Raw genomic sequence first — 17064 nt, 5'->3', positions numbered from 1 at the left:
CATTGCGCGGCTGTGTTCCCCGCCATTGCGGGCCCCATCAAGGTTTGTCTCGCTGCCGGTCCTCCACACCCGTCCGGTGCAGCCGCGATAGCCACAATCACCGCCGGCGCTCCCCTGGCACAGCCCGCGCATTTTACGGTTAGGGACGAATACAAAGGCAGTCAGGAGGTGTGAAACGCACCATGAGACTCGAACTGACCGTGGTGGCCGCGCCCGGTTGCACCATCGCGGAACCTGTCGAACTTTCCATCGATGCCCCGCGGGGATGCAGCGGTACTGTCATTGAAAATGGCCTGGCCCGGCGCTGGCCGGAGACGGACTTCTCACTGAACACCCGGCCGCTGGCGGTGCTGACGGTTGGTACTCCCCCGCTGACCAGCGGCGCCGTCGTCGTTGCCGGTTCCATGGGGACACCGGTGGAACGCAAGTGCCCGACGCTGGTGCTGGCGGTGCTGGCCGGCCCTGATTCCGGTGCTGTGTTTGCCCTCAGCCGCGGCCGGTACAGAATCGGCCGGGGACGGGTGGAGATCAGCATCCGGGATCCGGAAATGTCCAGGATTCACGCCGCGTTGGAGGTGGGCGAGCACTTGATTTCGCTGCGTTGTCCGGTGGGAGCTATTGGATTCTGGGTGGACGGGATGCGGTCGCGCGGCGGCGCGATCACTGTCGGGCAAACCATCAGTTTCGGTGCCACCAGGGTACGGCTGGTATTCGTCCCGGATCCGGAAGAGCCTGCGCCTCACGATGGTGAGCCGCAGGTCGCCCTGCCTGTCCGGCGTCCGCAGCAGCGGCCGGGGCGTTCCTGGGCACTGGCGGTCACGGGCGGCGTGCCGCTTCTGTTAGGGACGGGCCTGGCCCTGGGGACCGGCCAGTGGATGTTCATGGCCTTTGCCTCGATGTCGGCCATGAGCGTCTGGCTTCCCCTTTTAGCGGGCCGCCGCCGCAAGGCCTTCCGCTCCGAGTTAACCTCTGCTGTCCAGGCAGACTGCCTGCGACGGCTCGCGGGGTACCCGTCGGCGGCGGACCTGGTACTTCGGCTGGGGCTTCTTACAGCACACCAGAAGGACGACGACGGCACTGGCAGACGCGGTGGAGCAGGCGTACGCACGGGGTCCCTCGCGCGCCTCCGGGTGGGAACGGCAACGCTCCCGGCGAACCTTGCCGCGGTTCCGGCGGATGAAAACTTTTCCCCGCCGTTGGTGTCCGGCATGCCGGTGCTCGTGGCCTTGGAGGAGCCCCGGGAAGCGGGCCCGAACGGAGGGCTGGCCATTTCCGGGGCGCGGGAATCGGTGAACGGCCTGCTCAGATACCTACTCATGCAGCTCGACGCAGCCGGTGTGCGGACCGTGGTGTTTGGTCCGGTCGGCACACTGCCATTAGCTGCCCGATTTCTGCCCAATGTTGTGCTGACGGCCAACCCTGCGACAGTGGCTGTGCAGCTGAGTCTTTCCGGCCCAACGGCCGTGGTGCAGACCGCTGTTCCGGTGCCCGCCGCGGCCCGAGGAGCGGTGGACGGCGTACCGCAGGCTGTCAGCGCCGTCCACCGATATCAGTCTCTGGAGCCCCTCCTTGAAAGCGCCGCGCAGTGGCCCGGAGCCGACAGTTGGGTACCAGCAGGCGAACCACCAATGGGCAGTCGGATCCGTCTCACTGCGTCCGATGACGGTGTGCAGGGACTGCTGGATGGCGAACGGTTTGTACCGGATCTTGTCAGCGCAGTGACTTTCGAACGATTCGCCCGTCAACGAGGAACCGCATGCTCCTCACACCCAGGCGCGGCGGCAGACGGAATCCAGGGTATTCCTGCGGCTTTTTCACTGCCCGGGCTCCCTACGCCGGAAGAAGTCTTGGGTATTTGGGGGCAACACTGTGCTGCCGCCCTGGAGCCGATTGTGATCGGTGCCGCAGACGGTGGCCCGCTGCTGCTGGACCTGGAACGTGATGGACCGCATTTACTGGTCGCAGGCACCACGGGATCGGGCAAATCCGAGCTGCTGCGAACGCTGGTAGCCAGTCTGGCCGCGACCCATCCACCGTCTGCATTGCAGCTGCTTTTCCTCGATTTCAAGGGGGGTTCGGGCCTGGGTCCGCTGGTTGAGTTGCCGCATTGCGCGGGGCTGGTCACGGATATCTCCGGGCATGGTCTGCACCGGGTGCTGACATCTCTGCGGGCCGAGTCCCGCAGGCGCGAGAGTCTGTTCAGCCAGGAAGGAGCGGAGGATATCCGCTGCTACGCGGCCACTGCCCCGCCGGGCGGACAATCCCGGGCCCGCCCACCGGTTCCGCAGCTGGTGATTGTTGTTGACGAGTTCAGGATGCTGGTGGAACAGGCCCCTGATGCTTTGCCCGAACTGATGCGGCTTGCCGCGACCGGACGTTCGCTGGGAATTCACTTGGTGCTTGCCACGCAACGTCCGCAGGGAGCCATCTCGGCGGACATCCGCGCGAATGTCACCACCAACATCTGCCTTCGGGTGCAGTCCGGATACGAATCCCTGGACGTCCTCGGAACTCCGGCGGCCGCCGGGATCCCCCTTGCGTCGCCGGGACGGGCCTACATCAGCCGTGGAGGCGAACTTCCTGTTGAGTTTCAGGCCGCAGTGCTGTGGACAGCTCAGACACGGGTCGCAGATCCGGTTATTCGATCGGCCCGGCACGCGGTACAGGAAGCGCCACTGGCTAAACGCGGGACCGCTTCTGCAGGTCCGGCCCGCGAATGGAGCCGGATCCTGGGCTCGGCACAAATCCTGTCCGGGAAAAACCTGCCTCCTGCGGCGCTGGCACCGGAATTGCCTCAGGTGCTGGCATGCCGGGACCTGGCAGATCTGGCTCCCGGAGAGCTCTCCCTGGGGCTCTTGGACGTGCCGGAACTTCAATGCGTGCTCCCGCTGACGTGGGCTCCGCGGCGGCAATCACATCTTGCGATGATTGGTCCGACGCCGGGGGCCCGGACCGATCTTTGTCGGCTCCTGGTGGATCAGCTGCAACAGCACCACAATTTGTTCTCCTGGTTGTATTGCCTCGACGGGGACGGCTCGCTTGCTTCCTTGGCCGTCCATGCGGACGTCGGTGCCTATCTAGAGCCGGTGGATCTGCGCTCCGCGGCACGCCTTTTCCAGCTTTTCGCCGACCTCCCCAATGAGCCGGAGGACGGCACGGACCTGCTGGTTCTGGTCATAACGGGATGGGGGCGTTGGCTTTCCGCCATCCGATCCTCTCCCTGGCCCTGGTGCGAAGACCTGCTGGCGGACGTGGTTCGTGACGGCCGCAAATCCGCAGCGGTATTAATGATCAGCGGCGAACGGGAACTTATGACGGCCCGGTTCATCGCGGGAATTCCAAACCGGATCTTTTTCCCGTTGGGTGCCAGCGCAGAATCCATGCTGTCCTGGCCAAGGTTGCCGCTGGTCCCGCGCTATCCGGGGCGGGTACTGGTAGCCGGAACTATTGCCGACGACGCCGCGGGCACTGGGGGCACCTTGGATGCGGGCACTGCGGGCACCTTGGATGCGGGCATTCACCCGGCGCAGCTGGCGCTTCACGACCCGGACCGTGGCACTCGCACCGCGGCGGCACGGCAAGGGAAACCACCGTTCACGGTCCGTGCCCTTCCCTCGGAGCTTACCGTCAGCGAGGTCTCCGCCCGGGCGCATGCCATTTCAGCGAGCAGGCCCTCTGACTGCCCGGACGGCAGCGATGACCGGACATTTAATTCGACAGAAATATTGCTGGGACTGGGCGGCGACAACCATGATCCGGTCTACCTTCGGCTCGACTCGGGGTCGGTCTTACTCGCGATGGGCCCACCCCGCAGCGGAAAGACCACTCTGCTGGAAACGCTCGTGGAGCTGAACCCCGGCCACTTTGATTGGCTTCGTCTGGGGATCGAACTCGACTCCGGCAGCACCGGGACATTGAGCTGTCAGACGCTCGTCGAACGGAGCGCCGCGAACGGACGGATCCTGGTGCTGCTCATCGACGATGCTGACGGCCTCCATGCCGAGGTTCAGGACGTGGCCCTTCGTTTACACGTCGCTGGGGCAGCGGTTATTGCCGCCGTCGACTCCCGTTCGCCTGGCGCTGGCAGATTTCAGCTTGCCTCGGCCGCCAGAAATTGCGGAACCGGACTGGTCCTGTCGCCACGGCGCCCGGCCGATGGCGACTTCTTCAACTGCCGCTTGGACACAGACGGACATCTGCCGGCCGGCCGGGCCGTACTGATCGACCACGGCAGTCCAACCTGGCTGCAGTTGCCCAGGAGGTCTGCGGGAAGGCACCCGGCTACTTTACCGACCCCAGCCGGTACGTAGCCGCCGATGATTACGTGGGCCCGTGGCCACAGCACCTCCCGCAACGACAGCGCTTCCCACATCTACAGCGCGGGTGGCCCGCCAGCGGAGCGCAACGTGAACGCCACGACTTTGGGGCTAAAGAGTAAGACCAGGACCGCCAGTGGAGGAATCAACAGAAGCAATCCGGGCAGAGCCAGTCCATTGAGCAGGATCGGCACGGCGATGGTCAGCATCAGCAATTGCCAAACGAAAGCGGCCGCACGGGTCCAACGGTAGCCACGGTAAAGATTGCCGGCCACGGCCAACAGGCCCGCACCCAAGGCGAAAAGTAGCACCGCCATGAAAATCGAACCCCCCAATGACAGCGGAACGGACGTTAGCAGGTTAACCACATACCAAACACCTATGGCCAGCAGGGAAAGCGACTCCAGCAGCAGCACAGCAGCGCAGAAGGTAACGCCAGCCGGCCTGATTAAGCCATCCGGCAGTTCGGGGGACGGGTTGGACGGTTCCGCTGGGGTGTCGCCGGGTCGAAATGGTTCATTGGCTGCAGGTATTGGCACAAGGGCACCCTACCTGAGAAACTTGAATCGAGGCTGATCGGAAGCTTCGGATTCAGCACCCGGTGTGATGCATCGCTCATCCACCAACACGGTCAAAACGCCTTCCACCCCTTGTTTACGCTTCGTTAACATGACACGCTTGTTGAAGTGACCAAGGGGGCCCCATAGGCCCCTTTTTTATGTGGGGGCACGTGAATGTTTTCACAAAGTCCACCGCCCTCAAATCAGAAGGAGAAAAGTGATCAGCATGGACTGGCGCAACCGCGCCGCCTGCCTCGACAAAGACCCGGAGCTGTTTTTCCCCGTGGGGAACACCGGCCCCGCCCTGCTCCAAATCGAGGAAGCGAAAAGCGTTTGCCGTCGCTGCCAGGTCATGGACACCTGCCTTCAGTGGGCCCTGGAATCGGGTCAGGATGCGGGCGTATGGGGTGGCATGAGCGAAGACGAACGCCGCGCCCTCAAGCGCCGCGCCGCGCGTGCCCGCCGCGCCAGCTAAGAGAGCCGAGCGGCCTTAGCCGGCGTGACCCGATCACCGAAAGCGGGATCTTGCCTGGGCCCTGATCAGCCACCGCGGCTGATCAGGGCCATTTCAAGCTCTACCGTCGTGCCTCCCCCCACCCGGGACGACCAGTGAATGGAACCGCCGAGTTCGCTGGTCACCAGGGTGCGGACGATCTGCAGCCCCAAACCCTCGCTGTAGGGCGCCGCCGGGAGGCCTACACCGTCGTCGGATACTTGGACATTGAGAATTTCGTCGCCGGTACCGCTAATACTCCGGTTGGCATTGAGCCACACGGTGCCTTCTCTGCCCTGTAGCCCGTGCTCCACCGCGTTGGTGACGAGTTCGTTGATCACCAAGGCCAGCGGCGTCGCAAAATCACTGGGCAATTCGCCGAAAACACCTTCCCGCTCCGTGCGGACTCGTTGGGCCGGTGAGGCCACCTCCGCCGAAAGCCGGAATTGGCGTCCGATCAGTTCGTCAAAATCGACGCTCTGGGCCAGCCCTTGGGACAGCGTCTCGTGCACCAGGGCGATGGTCCCCACCCGGCGCATGGCCTGTTCCAGCCCCTGTTTGCCTTCCTCACTTTGCATCCGGCGCGACTGCATGCGCAGCAGAGCCGCCACGGTCTGCAGATTATTCTTCACCCGGTGGTGGATTTCGCGGATGGTGGCGTCCTTGGTCACCAGCTCCTGCTCCCGGCGCCGCAGTTCGGACACGTCACGGCATAACACGACGGCGCCGAAACGCTCGTTGGCATCGCGCAGCGGGATAGCCCGCAGCGACAGACTGACCCCTCCGGATTCGATCTCAGTCCGCCACGGCATCCGCCCGGTAACCACCAGCGGCAGTGTCTCATCTACCATGCGGCGGTCCTGCAGCAGCGCTGTGGTTACCTCCGCCAAAGACCTGCCCTCCAGTGATTCCACGTCGCCCAGCCGGCGGAAAGCGGAAACGCCGTTGGGGCTGGCGTACTGCACAATACCTTCGGCATCGAGCCGGATCAGGCCGTCGCCCACTCTAGGGGCACCGCGACGGGACCCGGTCGGTGAAGCAAAATCAGGCCACAGACCCAGCGTGCCCATTTTGAGCAGATCGTAGGCACACTGCCGGTAGGTCAACTCCAGCCGAGATGGCATCCGCGAACTGGACAGGTCCATGTGCGTCGTCACGACAGCCAGCGTGCGGCCATTGCGGACCATCGGCACAGCCTCCACCCGCATGGCCATATCGGTGTTCCACCCGCTCGTATCCGCCGAACGCTCAATGACTTGGCTCGCCCATGCCTTAGCCACGAGGGGTGAGAGATCGCTGCGGATCCGGTCCCCGACAATGTCGGAGTGGAAGACGGTATGCGTGGTGGATGGCCTCACGTGGGCCAACGCGACATAACCGTGCGCCGGGTCCGGGTCCGGAAACCATAACGCGAGGTCCGCAAAGGCCAGATCTGCCACCAGCTGCCAGTCCCCCACTAACAGGTGCAGCCACTCCGAATCCCCCGGGCCCAAATTGGCATGTTCCCGCATGGGGTCGGTGAAGAGTGCCATCTTCGCTAGTGCCGCACGATGGAGCGCAGAAGCCTCAATGCCACCGACAAGGACGCCATGTCATCTTGTTCCAGGTCATTGACCTCGTCAAACATCTTCCGGGCCCGGCCCAGTTGCTCGGCGTTCTGTGCCTCCCATCCCGCGATTCGCTGTGCGGCCGGCAGCCCCGGCTCAGTCCCACTCATCACGGCAACCGTCATGTCCGCCGTCGTGGCGTAGAGATCGTCGCGCAACGCCGCGCGGGCCAGCGATTGCCACCTGTCATCCCGTGGCAGGGCGGTAATCCGCTCCAACATTCCGTCGACCCCAAAGTGGCTATACAGCGCAAAGTAGACGCCGGCTATGTTGTCCACCGGCTCGTCGATCCGCCCGGAGACCTTGGCAACATCCAGCAGCGCAAAGCTTTCGAACAGCTGGGCCCAACGTTGCCCCAACTCTCCGGGGACGTCCCACTCGTCGGAGCGTCCCTGCAACGTCTCGATCCGTGACTTGTCTACGCCGTCCAGGAAACCGGGGAGTTCGTGACGCAAACCAGTCACTACGGGGCCGAACTGTGCAACGACGTCGTCAATCCGGCGGCCGTCGGTGCCTTGATTGGCGAGCCAGCGAACCCCGCGGTCCAGCAGCCGACGGATATCCAGTTGAATACCGGTCCAGTGTGCGGTGGGGAACGACGGCGGCAAGGCATTGAGTGCGTCGAGCATGCCATCTAACTGGTAGATCTCCCGCATGGCGACGAAAGCACGGGCAATGACCGCCTCGCTCACGGAGGTCTCCTCCATGGCACGGAAGGCAAACGTGATGCCGCCGATGTTAATCATGTCATTGGCCACCACGGTGGCGATAATTTCCCGACGCAGCGGGTGACTGTCCAGCTCGGCGTCGAAGCGCTCCGCCAGCTGGTTCGGAAAGTAGCTCCGCAGGGTTTTCCGGAACCAGGGATCGTCGGCGAGATCACTGGCCGTGAGGGCACCCGCGAGCTCGATCTTCGCGTAGGCCAGCAAGACCGAAAGTTCCGGCGACGTGAGCCCCTGCCCGCTTTCGAGCCTGGTCTGCAGGGTAGCCGTCGACGGCAAGGCCTCGATATCACGCTTGAGGTCCGCTGAGGTATCCAGCCAGTCCATCAGGCGCTCGTAGCTGGGGCTGGCCTCAACCACGCGCGCCCTGTCCACGAGCAGCAGGATGTTCTGCTCCACATTGTCGGTGAGCACCAGCGAGCTGACCTGATCCGTCATGTCCGCGAGGAACTGCGCCCGCTCCGCTGGGACCAGCTTCCCTGCCGCGACCATACGGTCCACGAAGATTTTGATGTTGACTTCATGGTCCGAGCAGTCAACACCGGCGGAGTTGTCGATCGCATCGGTGTTGAGAATCACTCCGGCGAGCGCGGCTTCGATGCGCCCGCGCTGAGTCATGCCGAGGTTTCCGCCCTCGCCGACCACCTTAACGCGCAGGTCCCGGCCATCCACCCGGATCGCGTCGTTCGCCTTGTCCCCCACCATGGCATGGGTTTCCGTACTGGCCTTGATGTATGTGCCGATGCCGCCGTTGTAGAGCAGGTCAGCGGGCGCCAGCAGGATGGCCCGCAGCAACTCCGGCGGGCTCAGCTTCGTGGTTCCTGACGGCAGGCCCAGCGCGGTGCGCACCTGGGCGGAGATCGGAACCGTTTTGGCCTGGCGGGGGTAGATGCCGCCACCTTCGCTGAGCAGCGAGGAATCGTAGTCCGCCCACGAGGAACGCGGCAGGTCAAACAGCCTGCGGCGCTCGGCAAAGGAGCTGGCGGCCTCCGGGTTCGGGTCCAGAAAAATATGCCGGTGGTCAAAAGCCGCGAGCAATCGAACGTGTTCGGAGAGCAGCATCCCGTTGCCGAAGACGTCGCCGGACATGTCCCCGACGCCGACGACGGTGAAATCCTCGGTCTGCGTGTCCACGTCCAGCTCGCTGAAGTGCCGCTTGACGGATTCCCAGGCTCCGCGGGCGGTGATGCCCATGGCTTTATGGTCGTAGCCGACCGAGCCGCCCGAGGCGAAGGCGTCGCCAAGCCAGAAGCCGTAGTCAGCAGAAAGCGCGTTGGCAATGTCGGAGAAGGACGCGGTTCCCTTGTCGGCTGCGACCACAAGGTAAGAGTCGTCGTCGTCGTGCCGTACCACCCGTTCCGGCGGCACCAACTGTTCACCGTTCTCACCGGTGACCAGGTTATCGGTGATATCGAGCAGGCCACGGATGAACGTCTTGTAGCTTTCCACGCCCTCCGCCATCCATGCGGCACGGTCAACGGCCGGATCCGGCAATGACTTCGCGAAGAACCCGCCCTTGGCCCCGGTGGGGACGATGACGGCGTTCTTAACCGTCTGCGCCTTGACCAGCCCGAGGACCTCGGTGCGGAAGTCCTCGCGCCTGTCGGACCAGCGCAGGCCGCCGCGGGCCACCTTGCCAAAACGCAGATGCACGCCCTCAACCCGGGGCGAGTAGACCCAGATCTCGAACATCGGCCGCGGGAAGGGCAGTCCTTCGATCATGGCCGGGTTGAGCTTGATGCTCAGGTACGGCTTGTCCTGGAAATAGTTGGTCCGCAGCGACGCCTCAATCAGGTTCGCCAGCGTCCGCAACACCCGGTCGGCGTCGAGTGTTGGGACGTTTTCCAATCCCGCGGAAAGTTCCGCGCGCACCTGTTCTAGCCGGTCGGCCCGGGCCTCCGCGCTGAGTTCGGGATTAAAGCTGGCATCGAAGAGCTCCACCAAGGAACGGGCCACCCCGGCGTTGGCCAGCAGCGTGTTGGAGACGAAGCCATAGGAGTTGGCATTGCCCATCTGGCGCAGGTATTTGGCGTAGCTGCGCAAGATCACGATCTGCCGCCAGCCCATGCCTTCGCGAAGCACCAAACGGTCGAAGGCGTCAGACTCGCTTGCCCCGGTGATTGCGGCGCCGAAGGCCTCTGCGAGCAGGCCGGCCGTGGCGAGCGGGTCAATTCCTTTGGGATACCGCAGGCCCAAATCGTAGAGGAAGAAATCCCGCTGATCCGCCGTCCGGATTTCGAACGGACGCTCGTCCAAGACCTCGAGTCCCAGATTGTGGAAGTACGGCAGAATCTGGCTCAGGCTCTTCGGATCGGCCATATAGAGCTTAATCCGGGCGTCCTCCTCCCGCTCCGCCTCGCCGCCCTGCGGGAGGTAGACGTACGTTCCGGGCACGCAGTGGCCCGCGTCGGTGCCGGTCGCCTTCAGCGCCTTGTAGGCGGTATCAAATTCTTCAAAGCGGCGGATGTCCTCCAGTGCCTCTTCGACCTCGAAAATCACCCGGTATCCGGCGGGAAAGGCGTCGGACCACTGTGCGGCCAGCTGGTTGGCGCTTTCGAGCTGGTGCGCTCCGCGGAGCACCTCGCTGATACCCTCCGGCCAAGACCGCGCCGCCATCACCAGTCGCTGCTCCAACGCCGCGGCGTCCACTGAACCCAGTTCCCCGCCCTTGGGCAGCCTGATCCGGAAAAAGAGACGGGCCAGAGCGGATTCGCTCATCCTGGCCTCGAAGTCGATGGACACGGCGTCGAAGGTGCTGGTGAGCTCCGCTTCAATCCGGTGCCGGACGGCCGTGGTGTAACGGTCGCGGGGAATATAGATCAGTGCGGACATGAACCGGCCGTAGATGTCCGGCCGAAGGAAAAGCCTGGTGCGGCGCCGTTCCTGCAGACGCAGGATCCCCTGTGCGGTGTTGATCAGATCCTCAACCTCGATCTGGAAGAGCTCGTCCCTCGGATAGGTCTCCAGCACGGCGAACAGGTCCTTGCCGGAGTGCGAATCCGGGGGGAAGCCGAAGTGACGCAACACGGCGTCGACCTTTTCCCGCACTACCGGAATGTTCCGTACGCTTCCGGTGTAAACCGTGGAGGCAAAAAGGCCAATGAACCGCTGTTCGCCGTTAACGTTCCCCGCCGCGTCGAAGGACTTTACCCCGATGTAGTCCAGATACGCCGCACGGTGCACGGTGGAACGCGAATTGGCTTTGGTAATGACCAAGGCACGTTTCTCCCGAGCCTTGCGCCGGCCGGTGTCCGTCAGATGCTGGACGTGCTTATTGCCGCGGTCATCACGCAGCAGCCCCAGCCCGCTTCCGTCCCTGTTGACGAGGACGTCCTCGCCGTCTTCACGGACCAGGTCATATTCCCGGTAACCGAGAAACGTGAAGTTGCCGGCGTCCATCCAGTGCAGCAGGTCCTCTGCTTCGCGCAGATCCACGATGGACTCCGCGGCGCGGACCTTCCCCAGCAGCTCGGCTCGGCTCAGTGCCCGCTGGCGCATCGGCTGCCAGTCCTCGACCGCGGCCCGGACATCGCCGAGAACCTTGGTAAGGCCCGTGCACAGGGCCTCTTTGACACCGTCGCCGACCAGATCGATCTCGACGGCAATCCACGACTCCATGAAAGATGCGTTATCGCCCTGGGCAATAAGGTGGGACATGTTGGGCAGCGCGGCAGTGTCACCGCTGGCGATACCGACGTGGGAGGGAACGCGTGCCACGTTGACAAGCTCATGGCTGTCGCGGTTTCGGGTAACGACGAACATCGGGTGCAGAACCAGATGGATGGCAGTCTTTTGCCTGACCAGTTCAGCGTTGACAGAGTCAACAAGAAACGGCATATCGTCGGTAACAATGTAGACGACGCTGCGATCAATCTCCGAGGTGATATGAACCTTGGCTTCGCCCGGAGAGCGGTCATGGGCCAGGCTCCGGTGCTCCAGCACCCGGTTCTTCAAAGTCTGCGGATCGTAGGACTGCGAATCCTCGGCAGCGAGCTGCTGGTAATAATCGGCGATGAACGCTTCCAGCACCGCTGGATCTGACACCGCTGCATCCAGGGCGGTTTCGACCGAGTTGATTCCAGACGACATGAAGTAACGCCTCCGTGAGAGTTGTTGAAGTCCGCCTCATTGCGGCCCAAAATCGAGCCTAGCGTGAAACGCCCAGCCGCGCTGTGGTCCTTCCGACAGCGGATCTGCGCCTGTGCTGGGCGGGTGCACAAACCATTGCAGCAATGGCAGCTCGCAGCGCCGCTTCCGGCCCTGACTCCCGGAGGAGCTGCCCAGCACTGAGTGCTTTATCCGCGGCAGCGGGATCCCAGGGCAGAAAATGACCGATCGCCAGTTCCGGACCGAACCGATCCCATGCCAGTTTCAGGGCCCGTTCCGGAGCCCTGCCCGCCGCAGCGCTGCGGACCTTATTCAGCACTACGACCAGGTCTGCCGGAGACAGCAGTGACGTTAGCTCAGCAAGGCCGCGCACCAGTCGCGGAAGCCCGACAGCGTCCGCGGCACCGATGGCGTAGATGGTATCCGCAGCAGCCAGCGACCGCAGCGTGGCCGCATTCCGACGCGGTGCGGCCGTGTCAAAACTCAGTTCTTCATCCGTTTCCAGAGCGAACCCACAGTCGATCACCGTTACGTCGGCAACTTCCCGGCACAGACCCAGAACACCCGCCAGCGCCGCGGACCGCAGCTCAGGCCATCTGTCCGCTCGGGTTAAACCGGTCAGCACATGCATCTGACCACCGGTGAAAACTACCGATGTTGCCACATTCCGCAGGCCATCGGCAGTGAGGAGACCCTGATCGGCGAGGCGGCACGCCTGCGCCAGACCCGCTGATTCATCCAACAGGCCAAGGCTGGCACTGATGCTCGGGCCATAGCTGTCCGCATCCACCAACAACACGGACAAACCCGACGCGGCAAGCTCGGCCGCAATGTTCATGGCGACCGTCGTACGCCCGGGTGCTCCCGTTGGTCCCCACACGGCCAGAATGCGCGCGGCGGGAAGCGCGGCGGGAAGCGCGGCGGGGGATTCCGTCCAGGCCGCGGAGTCCACCGCCGGAACGCCAAGCGCGGCCGTCCGCGGAACCGATCGCTCCGTTGGCGGTGCGGTGACAGCATGTCCGGTGAAGCGGTCCGTTGATCCGCGTGTGCCTGGCGTACCGGCCGCCGTGGCCACTGCCGCCGCTATTTGGCTGGCCAGCGTCGCCGGGTCGGTGCTGCAGGCCGTCACTACCGCGCCAATCCCGCGCAACCTGGCGGCCTCGTCGTCGTCGGCCAGTACGATGACGACGACACCGACGGCCGACAGCCGGTCGACCAACGTGGCGGTGAGTTCCGTGGCGTCACCGAGGACGACGGCGGCGCGCGCCAACCCGCTCTGGCAGGCCGCGAGCAGCTCCGCAAGTTCGCCGCAGCGCCGCACTACAGTCACCGGACCGTGCAGCTTCTCCAGTTCGCCGACAAGATCCTGGGTGCTCTGCCCCACTGTCACAACGGGAATCTGCATCATGGTCCGCCGGCCGGGTTCCAGACCACGGCGATCTTCGCCTTGTTGGCTAAGGCACCGAGCAGTTTAGGCATCTGCGCCGTGCTGACCAGGACGTGCAGGGCGGTGGATTTGGTGCCGCCCAACGCGGATGATCCGGGAGTCAGCCCCGCAACCTCAGCCGCGGGCAAGAGCAGCGACGGCTCGGCGTAACCGTTCTTCCCGTTGGGAAGGGATACCCACACATCCACCCGGGAACCGACCCCGACCTCCTTCGGCAAGGCCTCCTCCAGGGTCAGAGCCGCCGGTTTGCGGCCTAATGTATCCGGCGTTCCCATACTGGATTTGGTCAGCAATTCACCACTTGGCACTAGCCGAACCGCCACCTGCCCGGCCGGCAATGTATCGGAGGCCATGGCATATAGTCCCTGAGCATCGCCCAGCCGAACCCGAACGGTGGTCAATTCTGCGGTAGTAATTTTCTGCCCCAGCACGATGTTGTCCCGGGCAGCATAAACTTCAGCCGTCTGATCTGCGCTACCCACCAGAGCCGTCACTGACGCAACGGACGCCAGCACCAATAAGATGCCCACCAGCAGGCGCGGGTCTTTCCAGGACGGCTTCTTCAGCCGCGCTGCCGGACGCAGACCATTATTGACGGCTCCGATAATAGAAGGGCCATAGGGCGAGCCACCGTTTGCCGCCCCGTCAAAGCTCATCTGTTCTTCCCCCGTGTATTCCGTAGCATTTTCCAGGCCGTTGTGCTTCCGGCTGTCATGGTTCCTCTGGTCGTAGGTGCGGTGCCGGTGTTTGTGATCGTGCTCCTAGTTCTAGTGGTTCGCGGCCAAGAAGGAAAGGGCCAACCCAAAATTTGTGCACAACCCGCTTCCGCACCGTCCCGCCAGATGCGCGGTGTAAGGCCACATATCGAGTCCGGAGCGGTATCTGCAGCGGGGTGTGCATAACCGTGTCAACGGCGACCAAACGTGGCAGGATAGTGCCATGCCACGCTTCCTGACTCTTGCCGATGTAGCGGAGCAACTGCAGCTTTCCGCGGCGGCCACTTATGCGCTGGTCCGTAGCGGGGAGCTTGCCGCAATTCAGATTGGCGGACGCGGCCAATGGCGGGTGGAAGAAACCAAATTCGAAGACTTTATCCAACGCCGGTACGCCGCAACAGAGCAACTACTGGCGGATTCGAAAGCCGCCCACCTCCCGGGCACCAAGACTTCCGCAGGGCCGGTAGACAGCTGAACTGCCGTTGATGGGGGAACTCTCCCCAGTCCTGCCGCAGCATACGCAGCTGAGATTTTCGAGGGTGCCTAGCTCTGCGCCTGGGCCCGTGAACTTATGGCCACAACGGCAGTGAAAGGAATCCCCAAGCGGGCGCGTACACTGCTTTCCCGCCGCGGCTCGCCATCGGCGACCACCGCCAGTTCCACAAAGTCGGAGCCGACCCTGTCCAGCACGCCCGTCACCGGTAGACCACTGCCCGCCATATCTGCACCCACCAGATAGACCCGGACAGCGGCCCGCTCCCGTGCGAGGGTCCGCAGAGCCGCCGCCAGTGTGTGCGGAACCTGACTCAAAGGTTTCAGCACTCCTTTAGGCAGATCCGAGATGCGGGTCAGGTGCCGCAGCGGAACCAGGACGGACCGTTCCCCCTCGGTTAGCAGAAGCCACTCCTGTCCGACGTAGGAGACCGTTCCCCTGAACCGGACGTTACCGCTCAGAACGACGGTGACCGGCGAGTCGGCGGCGCCTCGGATCCGGTCAGCCAGTGATATCGCGGACTCCTCCATTCGAATCAGCTCCGCGACGTCTGTTTCCAATTCCAGCAGCCGTCCGGCCGCCAACTGATTCTCCATGTCCCGAAAAAGTGCGTCCCATCGCATCCGGTCAGCCTACGAGCGCCGCTGCCCGTGGTCAACGACCCCTTCACTTGTCCACATCTAAGTCCGAGGTATGGACAAAAATAACTAAACAGGCTCAAGATAACTTATAAAGCATCAAACATCGTCAAAAAGTTTCAGACGGAGCATTGTAGGCAGGCCCGTCCCTGCCGTTCCCGTCTTTACTTTTGGATTAAATAGTTCGTCAAGTAGTTGCTAAGGAGCCATGATGCGCAAACAGTTGCGGGCCGATGCGGCGATGGCCGCCACGATTCTGCTGCTCGGGGCAGTCCTTGCCTTTACCGGGTCGGTGCTTGTGCTGCGCTGGTTCAGCGGTAGCGGATACCTGCACCCACCCCGCTTTGAGGAAGCTGTCGGTGCCGTCTCGGCGGCAGTCGGATTCGCCGTCGTCCTCTGGTGGCTCCTGGCCTTTGTCCTCGCGGTCATCGCCGGACTCCTCCAGCGCACCGGCCGGCCGGAGGCTGCTGATGCAACCGGTCGTTTAGCTCCGGCGTTTATGCGACGGCTGGTTTTGGCCTTCCTCGGAGTTAATCTTCTGTGCACCCCGCTGGCCCACGCGGCTGATGAACCGATAAACCCGCTGTGGCAGCCCTCCATTTCGGCCGTCCTGCCGGTACGACAGGGTCTGCTACCTCCCCCGCAGCGTCCGATACCCGATGCACCCGGACGATCTACCCCCACGACGGCAACTGGGCCCGCCCTCGAACCGATCAGTCCGCAGTGGCAGCCGCAGGCACCCATGGTTGCTCCAGGTCTGCTTGCCCCCGTTCCCAGCCGCGCATCGCCGGTTTTCGGCCCGCTCCTGGACCAGCAGGGTGCGGCTGCTGGTGGGCAGCCCGATTCAGTGCTGCCACCGGACACACCGCCAGAGGGCAAAACGGTGGTTGTGAAGGCCGGCGACAGTCTCTGGACCCTGGCGGCGCAACAGCTTGGTCCGCTGGCAACCGATTCCGAGATTGCCCGACAGTGGCCGGCCTGGTTCCGGATTAACCGCTCCATCATTGGCTCCGACCCAGCGTTAATCCTTCCCGGCCAGATCCTGCGTGCTCCATGAGTGCAGATTTTCCGCAGGCAGGACGTTTAGGCAGTACGGACCTAGCCGGCTATCTGCCGGTTTCAGCGCTCCGGCAGTCCCCACAGCATGGAGCTGACGGCAGCCAAGCAACTCCAGTGCATTTCAAACAAGGAGACAACCATGAAGACTCAAGCAGCTCTTGCCAGTGCTGCCTTACCCCCCAGTGCCGCCCTAACCGATGGGGCTCCCGTGCCCGGCAGCGCCGCTCCAGCTGTGCTCGCTTCCCCCGCCATACGGTGTCGCCCGGCCCCCGTGCAGGACGACGCCAGCGGGGACATCGCACCCGTCATTCCGATGCCGCCCCACCGTCGAAACAACCGTGTACCAGCAGGTCCCTTGGCCTGGTCCGCCAGCCCGGCAGACATTGGCTCGCGAAGCTCATCAGGGGCACTGAGGGCCCCCGTCAACCCGGAAGCAGAGGCCAGTTTGTGCGCTGGCGCGATCGACGGATCGGTAACCCGGGCAGAAAAATTTCAACTCGATCTCGCCAGGGCACAAGCGGACGAGGCGGCCCTGGTCCGGTCCATGACCGCTAAGATCGGGCAGGCCGCCGTGGAAGTGCTCGCCGGCAGCCGCCCCGTGCAGCAGCTGGCGCGCTGGCTGGATGCGCGCAGCTTCGAAGCCCTGCAGGTCCGGGCGGAGCTGACCAGATCGGTGCAGCGGACACTGGACCGCAGCAGCGTCCACAGCAACGTCCATGAACTACACCGCAACCCATCGGTCCGATCCTTGCATTGCTGCGCCGTCAGACCCGGTGTTTACGAATCCTCGCTAGTTATCGCCGAACGCCGGAGAATTCGTGCCCTCGCCATGCGCATGGAAGAGCGCAACGGTGTCTGGAAAGTGACTGCACTCGAAATAGGGTAACGCGGGCACGACTGGTCCGG

General features: G+C 63.7%; 11 protein-coding genes. 5 read left to right on the top strand and 6 right to left on the bottom strand.

Translation table 11 applies throughout. From position 1 onward, the window contains the following. The first annotated feature begins 182 nt into the window (after nucleotides 1–182). The gene (locus OS914_RS01365) at nucleotides 183–4310 is read left to right on the top strand and encodes an FtsK/SpoIIIE domain-containing protein (protein WP_267544259.1); all 4128 of its coding nucleotides are present in this window, start codon (nucleotides 183–185) and stop codon (nucleotides 4308–4310) included. Between the two features lie 62 nt (nucleotides 4311–4372). On the opposite strand, the gene OS914_RS01360 is transcribed toward OS914_RS01365, so the two are convergent. After that, nucleotides 4373–4855, bottom strand: coding sequence for a hypothetical protein (locus OS914_RS01360; protein ID WP_267544258.1), 483 nt, complete (start codon nucleotides 4853–4855; stop codon nucleotides 4373–4375). A gap of 247 nt (nucleotides 4856–5102) precedes the next feature. Here OS914_RS01360 and OS914_RS01355 point away from each other — a divergent pair, with 247 nt between their 5' ends. Then, nucleotides 5103–5351 carry a WhiB family transcriptional regulator gene (locus tag OS914_RS01355; protein WP_196396459.1) on the top strand — a complete coding sequence of 83 codons (249 nt, stop codon included), beginning with the start codon at nucleotides 5103–5105 and terminating at the stop codon, nucleotides 5349–5351. A gap of 65 nt (nucleotides 5352–5416) precedes the next feature. Here the strand turns inward: OS914_RS01355 and OS914_RS01350 are convergent, their stop codons facing one another. The 4 genes from OS914_RS01350 to OS914_RS01335 are packed head-to-tail and all read right to left on the bottom strand — an operon-like array spanning nucleotide 5417 to nucleotide 13908. Beyond that, nucleotides 5417–6901, bottom strand: coding sequence for a sensor histidine kinase (locus tag OS914_RS01350; RefSeq protein ID WP_267544257.1), 1485 nt, complete (start codon nucleotides 6899–6901; stop codon nucleotides 5417–5419). A gap of 5 nt (nucleotides 6902–6906) precedes the next feature. Then, nucleotides 6907–11787, bottom strand: a complete 4881-nt coding sequence (locus OS914_RS01345) for an NAD-glutamate dehydrogenase (RefSeq protein WP_267544256.1) — start codon at nucleotides 11785–11787, stop codon at nucleotides 6907–6909. A gap of 58 nt (nucleotides 11788–11845) precedes the next feature. After that, nucleotides 11846–13195, bottom strand: a complete 1350-nt coding sequence (locus OS914_RS01340) for a CpaE/TadZ family protein (protein ID WP_324290603.1) — start codon at nucleotides 13193–13195, stop codon at nucleotides 11846–11848. Between the two features lie 14 nt (nucleotides 13196–13209). After that, nucleotides 13210–13908: a CpaB family protein gene (locus OS914_RS01335; protein WP_267544255.1), complete on the bottom strand. Its 699-nt coding sequence runs from the start codon at nucleotides 13906–13908 to the stop codon at nucleotides 13210–13212. A gap of 283 nt (nucleotides 13909–14191) precedes the next feature. On the opposite strand from OS914_RS01335, the gene OS914_RS01330 reads away from it, so the two are divergent. After that, nucleotides 14192–14443, top strand: a complete 252-nt coding sequence (locus OS914_RS01330) for a helix-turn-helix domain-containing protein (RefSeq protein WP_267544254.1) — start codon at nucleotides 14192–14194, stop codon at nucleotides 14441–14443. Nucleotides 14444–14511: 68 nt separating this feature from the next. Here OS914_RS01330 and OS914_RS01325 read toward each other — a convergent pair whose 3' ends face one another. Next, entirely contained in the window at nucleotides 14512–15084 is a 573-nt protein-coding gene (locus OS914_RS01325) for a hypothetical protein (RefSeq protein ID WP_267544253.1), read from the bottom strand. Between the two features lie 223 nt (nucleotides 15085–15307). Between OS914_RS01325 and OS914_RS01320 the strand changes: the two genes are divergently transcribed. Both OS914_RS01320 and OS914_RS01315 read left to right on the top strand, forming a co-directional pair. Further along, nucleotides 15308–16156, top strand: a complete 849-nt coding sequence (locus OS914_RS01320) for a LysM peptidoglycan-binding domain-containing protein (protein WP_267544252.1) — start codon at nucleotides 15308–15310, stop codon at nucleotides 16154–16156. 141 nt (nucleotides 16157–16297) lie between these two features. Beyond that, nucleotides 16298–17044 carry an Rv3235 family protein gene (locus OS914_RS01315; protein WP_267544251.1) on the top strand — a complete coding sequence of 249 codons (747 nt, stop codon included), beginning with the start codon at nucleotides 16298–16300 and terminating at the stop codon, nucleotides 17042–17044. The last annotated feature ends 20 nt before the right edge of the window (nucleotides 17045–17064 follow it).

The organism is Arthrobacter endolithicus, assembly GCF_026627425.1.
Classification (GTDB): domain Bacteria; phylum Actinomycetota; class Actinomycetes; order Actinomycetales; family Micrococcaceae; genus Arthrobacter_M.
The sequence above is the reverse complement of the archived record's forward strand: the minus strand, read 5'-3'. Positions and strand labels throughout refer to the sequence as shown.

Excerpts from the sequence above, each read along its gene's own strand:
- OS914_RS01365 (WP_267544259.1), top strand. The coding sequence starts at position 183 with ATGAGACTCGAACTGACCGTGGTGGCCGCGCCCGGTTGCACCATCGCG.
- OS914_RS01355 (WP_196396459.1), top strand. The coding sequence starts at position 5,103 with ATGGACTGGCGCAACCGCGCCGCCTGCCTCGACAAAGACCCGGAGCTG.
- OS914_RS01350 (WP_267544257.1), bottom strand. The coding sequence starts at position 6,901 with ATGGCACTCTTCACCGACCCCATGCGGGAACATGCCAATTTGGGCCCG.
- OS914_RS01345 (WP_267544256.1), bottom strand. The coding sequence starts at position 11,787 with ATGTCGTCTGGAATCAACTCGGTCGAAACCGCCCTGGATGCAGCGGTG.
- OS914_RS01335 (WP_267544255.1), bottom strand. The coding sequence starts at position 13,908 with ATGAGCTTTGACGGGGCGGCAAACGGTGGCTCGCCCTATGGCCCTTCT.
- OS914_RS01330 (WP_267544254.1), top strand. The coding sequence starts at position 14,192 with ATGCCACGCTTCCTGACTCTTGCCGATGTAGCGGAGCAACTGCAGCTT.
- OS914_RS01325 (WP_267544253.1), bottom strand. The coding sequence starts at position 15,084 with ATGCGATGGGACGCACTTTTTCGGGACATGGAGAATCAGTTGGCGGCC.
- OS914_RS01320 (WP_267544252.1), top strand. The coding sequence starts at position 15,308 with ATGATGCGCAAACAGTTGCGGGCCGATGCGGCGATGGCCGCCACGATT.
- OS914_RS01315 (WP_267544251.1), top strand. The coding sequence starts at position 16,298 with ATGAAGACTCAAGCAGCTCTTGCCAGTGCTGCCTTACCCCCCAGTGCC.